Raw genomic sequence first — 15,918 nt, 5'->3', positions numbered from 1 at the left:
GCCTGTGAGCGTGGGGTGCCCTTCTTCGAGGGGTGCCCCACCTCTTGTTGTGCGGTACGGGTGCGTTGGCGGTGGGCTGTCGGGTGCGTTGTCGGGTGCGTTGCCGGGAGGGGCCGGTGGTCGGTGGTCGGTGGTCGGGTGCGGGCCGGTGGGGGCTGGTCGCGCAGTTCCCCGCGCCCCTGGGTGGGTGGGGTGGTCCCGCGTTGAGAAGTGCCCCCGAGCGCGGGCCCCGAGCAAGGGCCCCGAGCAGGGCCCCCGAGGACAGCCCTCGAGCAAGGCACCGCGGAGAGCCCCGAGCAAGGCACCGCGGAGAGCCCCGAGCAAGGCCCCAAGGAGAGCCCCCGAGCAAGGGCCCGAGCAGGGCCCCGCGGAGAGCCACGAGCAGGGCCCTGAGCAAGGCCCCCGAGGAGCGCCCCCAAGGAGCGTCCCCGAGCGAGGTTCCCGAGCCGAGAAGGGGGGCCCGGAGAGGCCCCCGCGGGGCGCTTTTACGTGCGTGGGGGTAGTTTTGGGCGGGATCTGTCCGGGACGTGCTTGTAGTCGGGCGGGGTGGCCGGGGGGTTGGTCTCCAGGAGGTCCAATGCCAGCCGTACCGCGTCGGCCAGTTGGGCGTGCCGTCCCTCCGCCCAGTCCAGGGGGGTGCGCAGGACCTCCAGGTCCGGGGCGACGCCGTGGTTCTCCACGGACCAGCCGTAGGCGTCGAACCAGGCCGCGTTCATCGGGACGGTGATCACCGTGCCGTCCCCCAGTTCGTGCCGGCCGGTCATGCCGACGACACCGCCCCAGGTGCGCTGGCCGACGACCGGGCCGAGCTTCAGCAGCTTGAAGGCAGCCGCGATCATGTCGCCGTCGGACGAGGTGGCCTCGTCCGCGAGGGCGACCACCGGGCCGCGCGGGGCGTTCGAGGCGTACGACACCGGCTGGGCGTCGCGGGTCAGGTCCCAGCCCAGGATCGTGCGGGTCAGCTTCTCCACGACCAGTTCGCTGATGTGGCCGCCCGCGTTGCCCCGGACGTCCACGATCAGCGCGGGCCGGGACACCTCCATGCGCAGGTCCCGGTTGAACTGGGCCCAGCCCGATCCGCCCATGTCGGGGATGTGCAGGTATCCGCACTGCCCGCCGCTCAACTCCCGTACGACGGACCGGCGTTTGGCCACCCAGTCCTGGTAGCGCAGGGGCCGCTCGTCGAGGAGCGGGACGACGGCCACCCGCCGGGCCCGTCCCTCGCCCTGTGCCGGCGTGAACGTCAGCTCCACCGTCGTGCCGCCCGCCCCCGCCAGCAGGGGGGAGGGCCCCGTCACCGGATCCACCGGACGGCCGTCCACGTGGGTGAGCACCGCGCCCTCCCGGATGCCCGTGCCGGCCAGCGGTGACCGTGCCTTGGAGTCGGAGGAGTCGCCGGGCAGGATCCGCTTGACCGTCCAGCGGCCGTCCCGCGGGACGAAGTTGGCGCCGAGCAGGCCCTGCCGGCGCTGGTAGTGCGGCGGCCCCTCGTTGCGGCGGGCGGCGGAGACGTAGGCGTGGGAGGTGCCCAGCTCGCCCAGCACCTCGCGCAGCAGGTCCGCGAACTCGTCGGGGGACGCGACCCGTTCGACCAGCGGACGGTACTGGTCGAGCACCGCGTCCCAGTCGATGCCGCACATCCCCGGCTCCCAGAAGTACGCCCGGATGAGCCGCCCCGCCTCCTCGTACGCCTGGCGCCACTCGGCGGCCGGATCGACCTGGTGCAGGATGCGGCGCGCGTCGATCCAGACGGTCGTGTCACTGTCCCCGGACTCGTGGGACGGGACCGCCCGCAGGTCGCCCTCGTCCATGACGACCAGCCGGGTGCCGTCGCCGCTGACCGCGAACCAGTCCAGGTGGCCGACCAGTTCGGACTTCTTCGCCTTGCTGATGGTGAAGAACTCCAGCGTGGGGCGGCCGGTGGTGTCGTCCGGGTTGGCGAACGTCTCGCCCAGCGCGCCCGAGATCGGCCAGCGCAGCCAGACCAGCCCGCCGCCCGCGACCGGGTGCAGCGCCGAGTACTTGGAGGCGGCGACCGGGAAGGGCGTCACCCGGCTCTCCAGGCCCTCCACCTCGACGGTCACCGTGCCGTCGCCGCCCTCGTCCTCCTCCACCGGGTCCAGGCCCCCGGCGGCCGGCCGGCCCTCCGGGTTCAGCGCGAAGGGGGAGGGGGTGGCCGAGGACAGGGGGACCAGGTAGGGGCGGCAGCCGAGCGGGAAGGACAGGTCCCCGGTGTGCACGTCGTACACCGGGTCGAAGCCGCGCCAGGACAGGAAGGCGAGGTAGCGGCCGTCCCGGGTGAACACCGGGTTCTCGTCCTCGAAGCGGCCGTTGGTGACGTCGACGATCAGCGGGCCGCCGTTCCCGGCCCCGCAGATGCGCGCCATCTTGATCTGGCGGAGCGAGCGGCCGATCCCCGGGTGCGACCAGGTCAACCAGGCCCCGTCCGGGGAGAAGGCGAGGTCCCGCACCGGGCCGTTGACCGAGCGGATCAGTTCGGTGACCTCGCCGGCGGAGTCCTCGGCCGCATCGATCAGCAGCAGCCGTCCGTCGTGCGAGGCGATGGCCAGCCGCTCGCCCCGCGGGTCGCAGACCAGCTCCAGGACCCGCCCGAGCTCCCCGGACGCCACCCGGCGCGGTGCGCGGTCGCCGGTCGCTCGCGGCAGGTGGGCAATCTCCACCGTGTCCTCGCCCTCCGCGTCCGTCACATACGCGACCCGGCCGGTCGAGCCGAGCATCTCCGGGAGCCGCACCCGCACCCCGGGCGTGTCGGTGAGGGTGCGGGCGGGTCCGTCCCGGTGGGTGAGCCAGTACAGGCTGCCGCGTACGACGACGGCGCTGGCCCGGCCCGTCTCGTCCACCGAGACGCCGTCCACGTGCCGGGCCGCCGGGACCTGGTACGGACGCCGTCCCGCGCGCGGCCCGCTCAGCCGGACGTCGAGCCGGCGGGGCGCCGAGCCGGCGGCCAGGTCGTCGACGATCCACAGGTCGCCCGCGCACTGGTACACCACCCGGGTGCCGTCACTGGCGGCGTGCCGGGCGTAGAAGGCGTCGTGGTCGGTGTGGCGGCGCAGGCCGGAGCCGTCGTGGGCGCAGGAGTAGAGGTTGCCGACGCCCTCGTGGTCGGAGAGGAAGGCGATCCGGCCGCCGACGAACAGGGGGGAGTGGAGGTGGCCGTCCAGGCCGGCGAGGATCCGCTCGCCGTGCACCCACAGGCGGCCGGTCGCGCCGCCCCGGTAGCGCTTCCAGGCGGCCGGTTCGTGCGGCGGGGTGCCGGTCAGCAGCAGCGTCCTGCGCTCGCCGTCGAGGTCGGCGGCCTGGATGTCGGAGACCGGGCCCCAGGGGAGCTTGCGGCCGGGGTCGCCGTCCGGGTGGACCTTGTACGCCCAGGTGAAGTACGAGAAGGGCTCGCCGTGGGAGGCGACGGCGAGGATCTGCCCGTCCGGGGTCCAGCCGCACACCCGGGTGTCGGCAGAGCCCCAGTGGGTGAGCTGCCGGCCCGGTCCGCCGTCCACCGGCACCAGATGGATCTCCGGGACGAGGCTGCGCCAGCTCGTGTACGCGAGGTGGCGGCCGTCGGGCGAGAAGCGGGGGTGACCGGCCTTGGTGCGGTCGACGGTGAGCCGCCAGGCGCGGCCCGGTTCGTCGAGAGGGGCCAGCCACAGGTCGTCCTCGGCCACGAAGCACAGCAGGTCACCGCTCAGGTGCGGCAGGCGCAGATAGCTCACCTCCCCATGCTTTTCCGGGGGATGGGCCGGAGCAACTTGTGACACGCGAGTCCGAAGCGCCCCGCAACACGAACGAAACAGTTTCGTTTCGCTTGAGAGTGCGGTACATTCGTCCCGTACGAAACCGTGTCGTTCGGAGTGGGAAGGTGAGTGCGGTGACTGAGGTCGCAACGGTGCGTCGCAGTCGGATCACCCCCGAGCGCGAGGCCGAGCTGTACGCGGCCGTGCTCGACCTGCTCCGGGAAGTCGGCTACGACGCCCTGACCATGGACGCCGTGGCCGCCCGCACCCGGTCCAGCAAGGCGACGCTCTACCGCCAGTGGGGCGGCAAGGCCGAGCTGGTCGCGAAGGCCATGCGGCACAACAAGCCGGGCAGCATCGCCGATGTCGACACCGGATCCATCCGGGGCGATCTGCACACCCTCGTCTCCCGCGAGGACGACTGCACCATGGAGCGCAACTCCGACCTGATGCGGGCGCTGGCCATGGCGGCGCACGCCAACCCGGACCTCATGCGGGCGCTCAAGGAGCTGCTCGTCGAGCCGGAGATGGACGAGTTCCACCGGGTCATGCGGCGCGCGGTCGACCGCGGTGAGGTCCGGCCCGACTGCCCGGCGACGGAGTACATCGTGCACATGCTGGTCGGTGCCTTCGCCACCCGGACGCTCATCGACGAGCGGCCGCCCACGCAGGAGTTCCTGCTTTCGTACATCGACGCCGTGGTCCTCCCCGCCCTCGGCGTTCCCGTCTCCTAGCAAGTCCCCACAGCTAGCCCCCACCTGACGTAACCGCTCACGTCGTCGGGCTGATCATCCCTGCCCTGAAACACCCACGACCTGACCGGGAGTACGCCCTCGTGGCCACGTTCCTCTACAAACTCGGCCGGCTCGCCTACCGGCGACGGCACTTCGCCGCCCTGATATGGGTGGCCCTGCTGACGCTCGCGGGCGTCGGCGCGGCCAGCGCGCCCGCCGCCGGATCCACCTCCTTCTCCATTCCCGGCGTCGAGGCCCAGAAGGCCTTCGACCTGCTGGAACAGCGCTTCCCCGGCTCCAGCGCCGACGGCGCCACCGCGCGCGTCGTCTTCAAGGCGCCCGAGGGCGAGAAGATGACCGACGCCGCGAACAGGGCGACCGTCGCCAAGACCGTCAAGGAGCTGGGGGACGGCTCCGAGGTCGTCTCCGTCACCGACCCGTTCACCTCGAACGCCGTGAGCAAGGACGGGACGGTCGCCTACACCTCGGTGAAGTACGACGTGTCGGCCGTCGAGCTGAAGGACACCTCCAGGGACGCGCTGGAGGCCACCGCGGACAAGGCCCAGGACGCCGGGCTGACCGTCGAGATGGGCGGTGACGCGCTGCAGGCCGAGCCCGAGCAGGCGGCCACCGGCGAGATCATCGGCCTCGCCATCGCCGCGGTCGTCCTCGTCCTCACCCTGGGTTCGCTGGTCGCGGCCGGACTGCCGCTGCTCACCGCGATCATCGGCGTCGGCATCGGTGTCTCCACCATCACCGCCCTCGCCAACGCGCTCGACCTCGGCGACAACACCTCCACCCTCGCGCTGATGATCGGCCTCGCCGTCGGCATCGACTACGCGCTCTTCATCGTCTCCCGCTACCGGGCCGAACTGGCCGAGGGCCGGGAACGCGAGGAAGCGGTCGGCCGGGCCGTCGGCACCGCCGGCTCGGCGGTGGTCTTCGCCGGGCTGACCGTCGTGATCGCGCTGGCCGGTCTCGCGGTCGTCAACGTCCCGATGCTGACCAAGATGGGTCTCGCGGCAGCGGGCACGGTCGTCGTCGCCGTCCTCATCGCCCTCACCATGATCCCGGCGCTGCTGGGCTACGCGGGCCGGAAGGTCCGGCCGGCCGGCGAGAAGGGCAAGCTGCTCGGGCGCCGCGCGGCCAGGGCCGCCGAGGCCCGGGACCCGGGCCAGGCCGAGACTTCCGCCGGCGCCAGGCCCAACATGGGCACCCGCTGGGCGCGCTTCGTCGTCCGCCGTCCCGTCGCCGTGCTGCTGCTCGGCGTGGCCGGCCTGGGCGCGATGGCGCTGCCGGCCACCCAGCTGGAGCTGGGCCTGCCCGACGACGGCTCGCAGTCGACGTCCACCACGCAGCGCCGCGCGTACGACACCCTGTCGGAGGGCTTCGGGCCCGGCTTCAACGGCCCCCTGATGGTCGTGGTCGACGCCAAGGACAGCGCCGACCCACAGGCCGCGGCCACCGCGGTGACCGACGAGATCAAGGGCCTCACGGACGTCGTGACGGTGACCCCGGCGACGTTCAACAAGGCCGGCGACACCGCGATGATCACCGTGATCCCGAAGTCGAAGCCGTCCTCGACGCAGACCGAGGACCTGGTGCACGCCATCCGGGACGCGGGCGCCGGCGTCAAGGCCGACACGGACGCGCAGGTGCTGGTCACCGGCACCACCGCGATGAACATCGACTTCTCGCAGAAGCTCAACGACGCGCTGGTCCCGTACCTCGCCCTGGTGGTGGGCCTCGCCTTCCTCCTGCTGATCGTGGTCTTCCGCTCGATCCTGGTGCCGCTCAAGGCCGCCCTCGGCTTCCTGCTCAGCGTGCTGGCCGCGCTCGGCGCCGTGGTCGCGGTCTTCCAGTGGGGCTGGCTGGCGGGCCTCATCGGCGTCGAGGAGACCGGCCCGATCATGTCGATGATGCCGATCTTCATGGTCGGCGTGGTCTTCGGCCTCGCGATGGACTACGAGGTGTTCCTCGTGACCCGGATGCGGGAGGCGTACGTCCACGGCGAGGCCCCGTCCGAGGCCGTGGTGACCGGCTTCCGGTACAGCGCCCGGGTGGTCGCGGCCGCCGCCGTGATCATGATGGCCGTCTTCGGCGGCTTCATCGGCTCCAGCGAGTCGATGATCAAGATGATCGGCTTCGGCCTCGCCATCGCCGTCTTCTTCGACGCGTTCGTCGTCCGCATGGCGATCGTCCCGGCCGTCCTGGCCCTGCTCGGCGAGAAGGCGTGGTGGCTGCCGAAGTGGCTGGACCGCGCCCTGCCGAACGTGGACGTCGAGGGCGAGGGCCTGCGCACCGAGGCCGACAGGAACGCGGGTCCGGACGAGAGGAAGGAGCTGGTGCGCGCCTGACGCGCCGGCCCGACTGACGGCAGGACCAGCCGGTGAGGGCTCCGTGCGGACGGAGCCCTCACCGGCTCTTCCCTGTGTCAGGCCGTTTCCCCCGCCGGGCCCAGCGGGGTGCCGAGGAGCGTGACCAGGGTGCGCTTGAACTCCTCGGTCCGCGCGCTGTCCAGCCCGCCCAGCGGGGTGAGCAACTGGTCCAGCAGCACCTGTACGGCGTCGATCGCCGGCCGCACCGCCGTCCGCCCCCGCTCGGTGAGCGCCAGTCGCACGACCCGGGTGTCCTCGGTGTCCCGGGTGCGCCCGACCAGCCCGGCCGACTCCAGCGAACGGGCCAGCTTGGAGACGTACAGCGCCTCCAGTCCCGTGTGGTCGGCGAGTTCCCGCTGGCTGGGCGGCCGGCCGCCGCGCTCCATCCCGGACAGCGAGGCCAGCAGCACGTACTGGGCGTGGGTCAGGTTCAGGGGCGCCAGGGCCTGGTCCACGGCGGTGCGCCACTTGTTGGACAGCCGCCAGACCAGGTAGCCGGGGGTGGGACCGAGGGGTGTGGATGCGGATGCGTGGCTCACGCCGCATACGGTACGTGGCTGCTGGCGGGGGGTCAGGGGCGCGTCGGGCGCCCCAGGTAGGTGACCGACGGGTCGGCGTCCGGCACGGCGATCTCGTGGAAGCCCAGACGGTCGTAGAAGGCCCGGGCCGGCTTGTTGGCGGTGACCATGCAGAGGTGCACGGCCGGCACGCCCCGGCGGTGCAGGGCGTCGAGGAACGTCAGCAGCAGCGCCCGCCCGTAGCCGCGGCCCTGCCACGGCGGGAGCAGGTCGATGTGCAGATGCGCGGGATAGGCGGCGACCTCGGGGACGAGCATCCGCTCGGGGTGGTGCAGAAGGGCGACCATCTCGTCGTCGGGCGTCTTCGGGTCGCCCGGTGACCCGCCCGGCTCGGGATGGCGGCTCGCGACCAGCGGCAGCCACGTCAGCCGGAAGTCCTCGACGAACCGGGGCGTGTCCGCGGTGCCGAGGACGTACCCGACGGCCTGTCCCCGTCCGTCGTCCAGGACGAAGGCGAGGTCCGGTTCGAGATGGACGTACGGCGCCGCGAAGATCGCCGGGAAGATGCCGGGGTCGGCGTAGACGGGACGGCTGTCCTGGCCGACGTGGGCGGTGCGGACGCAGATCTCGTCGAGGGCGTGGCGGTCGGAGGGACGGTAGGGGCGTACGGCGGGTTCGCCGGGCGGGGCGGGCGGGACGGGCGGGACGGTCGCTGAGGTCATCACCGCATCCTGCCCAGTCGGCAGTGCTCCGACAAGCCGCGTCGGTGAGGGCGCACAAGGGCGTACAGCCGGGGACGTGTCCCGCCGCGTGCCGTCAACTCCCGGCCCGGTGCCCCCGATCGGCCCCTTGCCCTGTACACGCACCGCTAGCGTGCCGCCCATGACGACGACACCCGCCGCGCACGCCGGCCGCGAGGACTTCGGAGCACCCCCCCGATTCGCCGACGCCCTGCGGGAGCCGGGACACGACGGTGTGCGGGCCGCCGCCGGTACCCCGCACACCGTCTTCCCCATGGCACCGGGGGAGCTCGTCGCCCACGCGGGCGCCACGGTGGTGGACGTGCGCGAGCGCACCCCGTGACCCCGCTGGTCACCGCGGCCGTGCTGCTGGCCGCCGTCACGCACGCCGGCTGGAACGCCATCGCCCACCGGATCACCGACAAACTCGTCGGGTTCACCCTGATCGCGGGCGGCGGATCGGTCATCGGGCTGGCCATGATCCCGTTCGTGCCGGTCCCGGCGGCGGGGGCGTGGCCGTATCTGGCGGTCTCGGCGGTCGTCCACCTCGCCTACTACGCGCTGCTGATGAGGTCCTTCCGGCTCGGCGACTTCGGGCAGGCGTATCCGATCGCGCGCGGCACCGCGCCCCTGGTCGTCACCCTGCTCGCCGCCGTCTTCGCGGGCGAGGTGCCCGACGGGCGGGCCGCGGCCGGTATCGCCCTGTCCTGCGCCGGGCTGACCGGCGTGGCCCTGTGGGGGCTGCGCGGACGACGGCCCCACTGGGCGGCGATCGGGGCCGCGCTGGCGACGGGGCTGACCATCGCCGCGTACACCGTCGTCGACGGGCTGGGCGTACGCGCCTCCGGGTCCTCCCTCGGCTACATCGCCTGGCTGATGGCGGTGGAGGGCGTGGCGATCCCGGCGTACGCCCTCACCCGCTGGCGCGGGCAGTTCCTCACCGTCCTCCGGCCGTTCGCCGGTCTCGGACTGCTCGGGGCCGCCCTGTCCGTCTCGGCGTACGGACTGGTCCTGTGGGCCCAGACCAGAGCGGAACTCGCGCCGGTCGCGGCCCTGCGCGAGTCGTCGGTCATCGTGGGCGCGGCCATCGGGGCGGTGTTCTTCAAGGAGCGCTTCGGGGCGCCGCGGATCGCGGCGGCGGGGCTGCTGGTGGTGGGTATCGGGCTGATGCTGCACGCCGGGTAGGCGCCACGGCCGTACCGCCACGGCCGTCCCCGCCCTGGATGTCCCCGCCCCGGCCGTCACCGGCACCCGTCCCGGCGAGGCCGTGCGTCGGCGGGTTCGCGGGAGCACTCTGGAAGCAGGGGTTCCAGTGTGTTCCGGTGTTCGGTGTTCGGAGGTGGTCGTCATGACGCACACCGTTGTGGGATGGCACATCGAGCTGGAGTTCCAGGAGGATGATCAGCGTACGAGGGCGGCCGCGATGGTGCGCCTGCCCGACGGCACCGAGGTACGGACGCACGGGCACGCCAGCCGCCACCACACCGACGCGAACCAGCCGAGGGTGGGGGAGGAGATCGCCGCGGCCCGCGCCCTGAACGAGCTCGCGATGCGGCTGCTGACGAAGGCGCACGGGGAGATCGACGAGGAGTCCGGCCGGACGTCCCACCCGATCAACGTCTGAGCCGCGCTCCCGCTCCCGCCGCCGCCCGCACCGCTCGGACCAGGGCCTGCGCCCGCGGATCCGCCGTCACCGTCTTGCGGAAGCCGTTGGTGACGTACCCGAAGGCGATGCCGGTCTCCGGGTCGGCGAAGCCGAGGGCGCCGCCGCGGCCCGGGTGGCCGAACGAGCCGGGGCCGAGGAACGGCGACGCGCTGCCGTGCAGCATGTAACCGAGGCCGAAGCGGGTGTTGACCACCAGGACGCGGTCCGCTCCCGCCGACTCCTCGGCGCGGGCCGCCGCCAGCGTGGCCGGGTCGAACAGCCGCGCGCCGTCGACCTCGCCGGTCAGGGCCGCGTAGAAGCGGGCCAGTGCGTCGGCCGTCGCGATGCCGTTGGTCGCGGGCAGGGCCGCCGCGCGGTACGCCGGGTCGTTCTGGTCGGGGAAGGGCGTGATCGCGGCGAAGGCCCGGCGGGTGAGGGAGTCCGGATCGTCGTAGGCCTCGGTGACCGAGCGCTTCGGGCGGACGCGCAGTCCCGCCCCGGTGGCCGGCTCGGGTGCCTCGATCCGGCCGACCCGGCCCGTGCGGCCCGCCGCCTCCTCCGCCGCCGGCAGGCCCAGCCACAGGTCCAGGCCCAGCGGTCCGGCGATCTCGGCCGCGATCCACTCGCCGGTGCCCTGCCCGGTCACGCGCCGCACCAGCCCGTCGAGCATCCAGCCGTACGTCAGGGCGTGGTAGCCGTGGTCCGTGCCCGGTTCCCACACGGGGGCCTGGGCGGCGACCGCCTCGGGGCCCCGGCGCGGGTCCAGGGCCTCCTCCGGCGTGATCGGGCGGTCGAGCAGCGGCAGACCGGCCCGGTGGTTCAGCACGTGCCGCACCAGCACCCGGTCCTTGCCGTGCGCCTTGAACTCCGGCCAGTACTCGCCCACCGGCGCGTCCAGGTCCAGCTCCCCGCGCCGGTACAGCATCAGCGGTACGGCGGCGGCGACGCCCTTGGTCGCCGAGCGGATGACCTGGGCGGTGCCGCGCTGCCAGGGCTCGGTCCCGTCGACGTCCCTGGCCCCGCCCCACAGGTCGACGACCCGGCGCCCGTCCCGGTACACGACAACCGCCGCGCCCCGCTCCCCGAGCACCTCGAAGTTCCGCGCGAACGCGTCCCTGACCGGCTCGAAGCCCTCGGCGACTGTGCCGTTCACGTCCACGTCCGCGCTCCTCGTTCCGCTGTGCCGTTCGTCTGCCTCAGCCAAGCAGAACCGGCACGTCGATGTTCCCGCGGGTCGCGTCGGAGGACGGGCGGACCTCACGCGCCCATGGTCACGGACCGCGGGTCGAATCCGAACGGCAACTCCAGCCGGTGGGCCCGCATCAGCGCGTCGTCGGAGAGCAGCTCGCCCGTCCTGCCGTCCGCGGCGATGGTGCCCTCGCTCAGGATCAGCGCGCGGGGGCACAGCTCCAGCGCGTACGGCAGGTCGTGCGTGACCATCAGGACGGTCACGTCCAGCGAGCGCAGGATGTCGGCGAGTTCGCGGCGGGAGGCGGGGTCGAGGTTGGAGGACGGCTCGTCCAGGACGAGGATCTCCGGCTCCATGGCGAGGACGGTCGCCACCGCCACCCGGCGCCGCTGGCCGAAGGAGAGGTGGTGCGGGGGCCGGTTCTTGAACTCCGCCATGCCGACCCGCTCCAGCGCCCGGTCGACGCGTTCCTCCAGCTCCGGTCCCCGCAGCCCGGCCGCCGCCGGTCCGAAGGCCACGTCCTCCCGCACGGTCGGCATGAAGAGCTGGTCGTCCGGGTCCTGGAAGACGATGCCGACCTTGCGCCGGATCTCGGCCATGTGCTGCCTGCCGACGGGCAGCCCGGCGACCTTCACCGTGCCCGTGCCGCCGCTCAGGATGCCGTTGAGGTGGAGCACCAGGGTCGTCTTGCCGGCGCCGTTCGGGCCGAGCAGCGCGACCCGCTCGCCGCGCTCGACGCGGAAGTCGACGCCGAACAGCGCCTGGTGGCCGTCGGGGTAGGCGAAGGCGAGGCCCGAGACCTCGAGGGAAGCAGTCACAGGGCCCATCCCAACACGCAGACGACGAGGGCGGCGGACGGCAGGGCGAGGGCGTACGACCACTGCGCCCGGGACGCGGTCACCTCGTCGATGACCGGCATCGAACCGGCGTACCCCCGGCTGATCATGGCCAGGTGCACCCGCTCCCCGCGCTCGTAGGAGCGGATGAACAGCGCGCCGGCCGACTTCGCCAGCACCCCCCAGTGCTTGACGCCGCTCGCCTCGAAGCCCCGCGACTCCCGCGCGATGCGCATCCGCCGCATCTCGTCCGCGATCACATCGCCGTACCGGATCATGAAGGACGCGATCTGTACGAGCAGCGGCGGGAGCTTCAGCCGCTGGAGGCCCAGCAGCAGTTCGCGCAGTTCGGTCGTGGAGGCGAGGAGGACCGAGGCGGCGACCCCCAGGGTGCCCTTGGCCAGCACGTTCCAGGCACCCCACAGGCCGTTCACGCTCAGCGACAGACCCAGCACCTCGACCCGCTCGCCCTCCGCGACGAACGGCATCAGCACCGCGAAGGCCACGAACGGGACCTCGATCAGCAGCCGCTTGAGCAGGAAGCCGGCGGGCACCCGGGCCGCGTACGCGACGCCGGCCAGCAGCACGGCGTACAGGCCGAACGCCCACATCGCCTCCCGCGGGGTCGACACCACGACCACCACGAAGGCGAAGACCGCCGCGAGTTTCGTGTGCGGGGGCAGGGCGTGCACGGGCGAGTGCCCGTGCCGGTAGAGCCTGTGCGCGTGCCCGGCGCCCATGTCAGACGTCCGTGCTCACGGGGGAGGCGTCGCCGCTGCGGCGCCTGCGCACCGCCCAGAACACCGCGCTGCCGGCGACGACGGTGACGCCGACGCCGATCACGCCCGCGAGACCGCCGGACAGCCGGGCGTCCTCGACGTCCTTGACGCCGTAGTCGGCGAGCGGGGAGTCGGAGACCGCGTGCTCCTCGGCCCTGCGGTCGATGCCCTTGTCGGCGGCGACCTTCTCCAGGCCGTCCGGGTCGGCGGAGGCGTAGAAGCTGACGAATCCGGCCAGGACCAGGGAGGTGACCAGGCCGGTGATCCACAGCCCCCGGTGGGAGCGGGCGGCCACCGGGGCCGGCTCGGCCGCCGGCGCGTCCACCAGCTCGCCGTTCACCCGCAGCTTCAGCTTCTGCTCAAGGCCCCGGGCGCCGTACACCAGGTCCGGGCGTACGGCGATGACGGCGCCGACGGTGGCCGCGGTGATCGCGGCCTCACCGACGCCGATCAGGACGTGCACGCCGATCATCGCGGTGGCGACCTTGCCGATGGCGACGTCGGTGGTGCCGCCGACGGCGTACAGCAGGGTGAAGGCGAGGGCCGCGGCCGGGACCGAGAGGAGGGCCGCGACGAAGGAGGCCACGGTGACGGAGCGCCTGCCGCGCGGCAGGATCTTCACCAGCCCGCGGAAGACGACGTACGCGACGACCGTCGTGACGATCGCCATGTCCGTGATGTTCACGCCGAGCGCGGTGAGACCGCCGTCGGCGAAGAGGATGCCCTGCATGAGCAGGACCACGGAGACGCACAGGACCCCGGTGTAGGGGCCGACGAGAATCGCCGCGAGGGCGCCGCCCAGGAGATGTCCGCTGGTCCCCGCCGCGACGGGGAAGTTGAGCATCTGCACCGCGAAGATGAACGCGGCCACCAGGCCGGCCAGCGGCGCGGTGCGTTCGTCGAGTTCGCGGCGCGCGCCGCGCAGGCTCACCGCGACGGCGGCCGCGGCGACGACTCCGGTCGCGGCGGAGAGGGGGGCGTCTATGAATCCGTCAGGCACATGCACCGTTCGATGATAGTGGCTTGTTGCGAACGGCTTGCAAGAGCACTGTCACGGGAAGAGCAAGAGCACTGCCACGGGAAGAGCGCGGGAAACGTCATCCGGGCGTGAGGAAGAGCATCTCCGCTCCCGGGGGCGCGATCCGGGAAATGTGCGACATTGGAGAGGGAGTGGATGCACAGATTCCACACAGGTCACGCTGCGTGAGAGGGCCGTCACGATGTCCGTAGTCGAACAGTACGCGCGAGCTCACATCGTGACGGACGCCGACGTCCCACGAGAAGGGGACGAGGCCGTCCCGGTCGTCCTGCGCTACGACCCCGACACCGACCCGCGTTCGGTACGGGTCCGGCTGCCCGGTTCCCCCGAGTGGACCTTCTCCCGCGCGCTCCTCGAACAGGGCCTGCGCACCCCGGCCGGCAGCGGTGAGGTCCGCGTGTGGCCGTGCGGGCGCGTCCAGGCCGTGGTCGAGTTCCACTCCGCGCAGGGCGTGTCGGTGGTGCAGTTCGAGACGAAGACGCTGCTCCGGTTCCTGCGGCGGACGTACACCGCCACCCCCGTGGGGTCCTGACCCCGCCTCGGAGGCCGCGACCGCCCTCGGATCCCGCGGGCGGTCAGCCGCCCAGCTTCAGCAGCGCCGCCACGATCGGGCCCGCCGTCTCCCCGCCGTGGCCGCCCTGCTGGACCACACCCGCCGCCGCGAGGTCGCCGCGGTAGGCGGTGAACCAGCCGTTCGGCTTCTTCTGGCCGTCGACCTCCGCCGAACCGGTCTTCGCGCCGGTGTTCCCGGTGACCCCGGACATCGCCTCGGCCGCCGTGCCGGAGGCCGCCGTGTACGACATCAGCTCCCGCAGCTGGGACAGGGTGCCCGCGGACATCGTGCGGGAGGCGGTGGCGAGCTTGCGGTCGTCGACCGCCGGGGACACCAGGTAGGGCTGCCTGAAGGTGCCCGACGCGACGGTCGCCGACACCGACGCCATGTTCAGCGGGTTCATCCGGACCCCGCCCTGGCCGATCAGCGAGGCCGCCATCTGGGCCGCGCTCTGCACCGGCACCGACCCGTCGAAGGTCGGTACGCCGATGGCCCAGTTGTTCAGCCCCAGCCCGAACACCTGCTGGGCCTGCTCGGTCAGGTCGTCGTCGTCCAGCTTGGGCGCCTGGCTGATGAAGGCCGTGTTGCAGGAGCGGGCGAAGCTCGCCTTGAAGGTGCCGCCCTTGATCTCGAACTTGTCGTCGTTCTGGAACTTCCAGCCGCCGTACGTGAAGTACTTCGGGCAGGGGTGCGCCTTGTCCGCAGAGGCCAGGCCCTTCTCGATCAGCAGCGAGGAGGTGATGACCTTCATCGTGGAGCCCGGGGCGAGGGAGCCCTGGAAGGCGGTGTTGAAGCCGTGCGAGGCGTTCGCGGCGGCCAGGATCTCGCCGGTCGACGGACGCACCACCACCACCGAGGACCGGGCCTTCCTGGCGACCTGCCGCTCCGCCGCCGCCTGGAGCTCCGGGTCCAGGGTCGTCTTCACCGTGCCCGGCGTGCCCTTGCTCAGCTCCAGCAGCGTCTTGTCGGATGCCTTCGACGCCTTTGACGCTTTCGACGACTTCGCGGACGTGCCGCGGACCACGCGCAGCTCGATGCCCGCCTTGCCGCCGGCCGTCTTGCCGTACTTCTCGCGCAGCCCGTCCAGCACCGTGCCCAGGGACGGGTAGGCGGCGGTGGTGAGCTCGCCGCCGTCCCGGTCGACCGCCTTGATCGGCGGCGTCCCGGACGCTCCGGTGACCAGGGTGTCGCCGTCCCGGAGATCCGGGTGCACGACGGAGGAGCGCCAGTCGACCCGCGGTTTCCCGTCGGTCTCGGAGCGGACGACGGTGAGCGCGCTGTCGTACGCCAGCGGCTTCTCGGTGCCCTTGTACGACACCGTGGCCCTGACGGAGAAGGGCACCTTGGCGCCGGTGCGGGTGCCCGGGGTGAGCGTGACGTCCTTGATGCGGGCGTCCTTGGTGTAGCCGGTGAGGAGGGCGGCGGCCGCCTCGGTGTCGTCCGTGGCGGCGGCGGCCCGGGGGACCCTGCCCTGCTGCCAGGCCGTGAGGAACGTCCGGGCCGTGGTGGTGACCTCGGCGGCCGACAGGGGACCGCTCGGGATCTCCTTCGTCTTCTGCCCGGCGCTCGCGGACGGCGTCTGCGGCCGGTCGTCGGCGGCGGCCCCGCCCCCGTACAGCGCGTAGCCGCCGAAACCGGCGCCGCCGACGACCGCGGCGATCAGCCCGCCGACCACGGCGGGCCTGGTGTTCCGTCGCCCGGCGACACGCCTTCTGTTACCCACAGCCTTCGTTCCTCCGCGAAATCCCCAGGGTCACC

The 15,918-nt window shown here is 72.8% G+C and carries 13 protein-coding genes and 1 pseudogene; 6 read left to right on the top strand and 8 right to left on the bottom strand.

Annotated features, from left to right (window positions below):
* Nucleotides 1-485 precede the first annotated feature (485 nt).
* Nucleotides 486-3,728 (bottom strand): S41 family peptidase, encoded by a 3,243-nt coding sequence (locus ACWD0J_RS05085; RefSeq protein WP_451494357.1) that lies wholly within the window; start codon nucleotides 3,726-3,728, stop codon nucleotides 486-488.
* Nucleotides 3,729-3,883: 155 nt separating this feature from the next.
* On the opposite strand from ACWD0J_RS05085, the gene ACWD0J_RS05080 reads away from it, so the two are divergent.
* Nucleotides 3,884-4,483, top strand: coding sequence for a TetR/AcrR family transcriptional regulator (locus ACWD0J_RS05080; RefSeq protein WP_451494356.1), 600 nt, complete (start codon nucleotides 3,884-3,886; stop codon nucleotides 4,481-4,483).
* A gap of 101 nt (nucleotides 4,484-4,584) precedes the next feature.
* Nucleotides 4,585-6,840, top strand: coding sequence for an MMPL family transporter (locus tag ACWD0J_RS05075; RefSeq protein WP_451494355.1), 2,256 nt, complete (start codon nucleotides 4,585-4,587; stop codon nucleotides 6,838-6,840).
* 77 nt (nucleotides 6,841-6,917) lie between these two features.
* On the opposite strand, the gene ACWD0J_RS05070 is transcribed toward ACWD0J_RS05075, so the two are convergent.
* Both ACWD0J_RS05070 and ACWD0J_RS05065 read right to left on the bottom strand, forming a co-directional pair.
* On the bottom strand, nucleotides 6,918-7,400 hold the full coding sequence (locus ACWD0J_RS05070; protein ID WP_451494354.1) for a MarR family winged helix-turn-helix transcriptional regulator: 483 nt from the start codon (nucleotides 7,398-7,400) through the stop codon (nucleotides 6,918-6,920).
* Between the two features lie 32 nt (nucleotides 7,401-7,432).
* On the bottom strand, nucleotides 7,433-8,101 hold the full coding sequence (locus ACWD0J_RS05065) for a GNAT family N-acetyltransferase (protein ID WP_451494353.1): 669 nt from the start codon (nucleotides 8,099-8,101) through the stop codon (nucleotides 7,433-7,435).
* 250 nt (nucleotides 8,102-8,351) lie between these two features.
* Between ACWD0J_RS05065 and ACWD0J_RS05060 the strand changes: the two are divergent.
* The 3 genes and pseudogenes from ACWD0J_RS05060 to ACWD0J_RS05050 form a co-directional block, all read left to right on the top strand.
* Nucleotides 8,352-8,462 (top strand): annotated as a pseudogene (locus ACWD0J_RS05060) (YbaK/EbsC family protein); the annotation flags it as partial.
* Nucleotides 8,459-9,304: an EamA family transporter gene (locus ACWD0J_RS05055; RefSeq protein ID WP_451494352.1), complete on the top strand. Its 846-nt coding sequence runs from the start codon at nucleotides 8,459-8,461 to the stop codon at nucleotides 9,302-9,304. The pseudogene ACWD0J_RS05060 and the gene ACWD0J_RS05055, both read left to right, overlap by 4 nt.
* 163 nt (nucleotides 9,305-9,467) lie before the next feature.
* Nucleotides 9,468-9,743, top strand: a complete 276-nt coding sequence (locus ACWD0J_RS05050) for a DUF1876 domain-containing protein (protein ID WP_451494351.1) — start codon at nucleotides 9,468-9,470, stop codon at nucleotides 9,741-9,743.
* On the opposite strand, the gene ACWD0J_RS05045 is transcribed toward ACWD0J_RS05050, so the two are convergent.
* From ACWD0J_RS05045 to ACWD0J_RS05030, 4 genes are all read right to left on the bottom strand, one after another.
* On the bottom strand, nucleotides 9,733-10,923 hold the full coding sequence (locus ACWD0J_RS05045) for a serine hydrolase domain-containing protein (RefSeq protein ID WP_451494350.1): 1,191 nt from the start codon (nucleotides 10,921-10,923) through the stop codon (nucleotides 9,733-9,735). The genes ACWD0J_RS05050 and ACWD0J_RS05045 overlap by 11 nt on opposite strands.
* 98 nt (nucleotides 10,924-11,021) lie before the next feature.
* The gene (locus ACWD0J_RS05040) at nucleotides 11,022-11,780 is read right to left on the bottom strand and encodes an energy-coupling factor ABC transporter ATP-binding protein (protein WP_451494349.1); all 759 of its coding nucleotides are present in this window, start codon (nucleotides 11,778-11,780) and stop codon (nucleotides 11,022-11,024) included.
* On the bottom strand, nucleotides 11,768-12,529 hold the full coding sequence (gene cbiQ, locus ACWD0J_RS05035) for a cobalt ECF transporter T component CbiQ (RefSeq protein ID WP_451494348.1): 762 nt from the start codon (nucleotides 12,527-12,529) through the stop codon (nucleotides 11,768-11,770). The genes ACWD0J_RS05040 and cbiQ overlap by 13 nt, the downstream gene beginning before the upstream one ends.
* 1 nt (nucleotide 12,530) lies before the next feature.
* Nucleotides 12,531-13,574 (bottom strand): energy-coupling factor ABC transporter permease, encoded by a 1,044-nt coding sequence (locus ACWD0J_RS05030; protein ID WP_451494347.1) that lies wholly within the window; start codon nucleotides 13,572-13,574, stop codon nucleotides 12,531-12,533.
* A 214-nt stretch (nucleotides 13,575-13,788) separates the two neighbouring features.
* Between ACWD0J_RS05030 and ACWD0J_RS05025 the strand changes: the two genes are divergently transcribed.
* Nucleotides 13,789-14,139: an SsgA family sporulation/cell division regulator gene (locus ACWD0J_RS05025; protein ID WP_451494346.1), complete on the top strand. Its 351-nt coding sequence runs from the start codon at nucleotides 13,789-13,791 to the stop codon at nucleotides 14,137-14,139.
* Nucleotides 14,140-14,182: 43 nt separating this feature from the next.
* Here ACWD0J_RS05025 and ACWD0J_RS05020 read toward each other — a convergent pair whose 3' ends face one another.
* Nucleotides 14,183-15,883, bottom strand: coding sequence for a penicillin-binding transpeptidase domain-containing protein (locus ACWD0J_RS05020; RefSeq protein ID WP_451494345.1), 1,701 nt, complete (start codon nucleotides 15,881-15,883; stop codon nucleotides 14,183-14,185).
* Nucleotides 15,884-15,918: the final 35 nt, after the last annotated feature.

This window comes from Streptomyces sp. NPDC003011 (genome assembly GCF_053591515.1).
The sequence above is the reverse complement of the archived record's forward strand: the minus strand, read 5'-3'. Positions and strand labels throughout refer to the sequence as shown.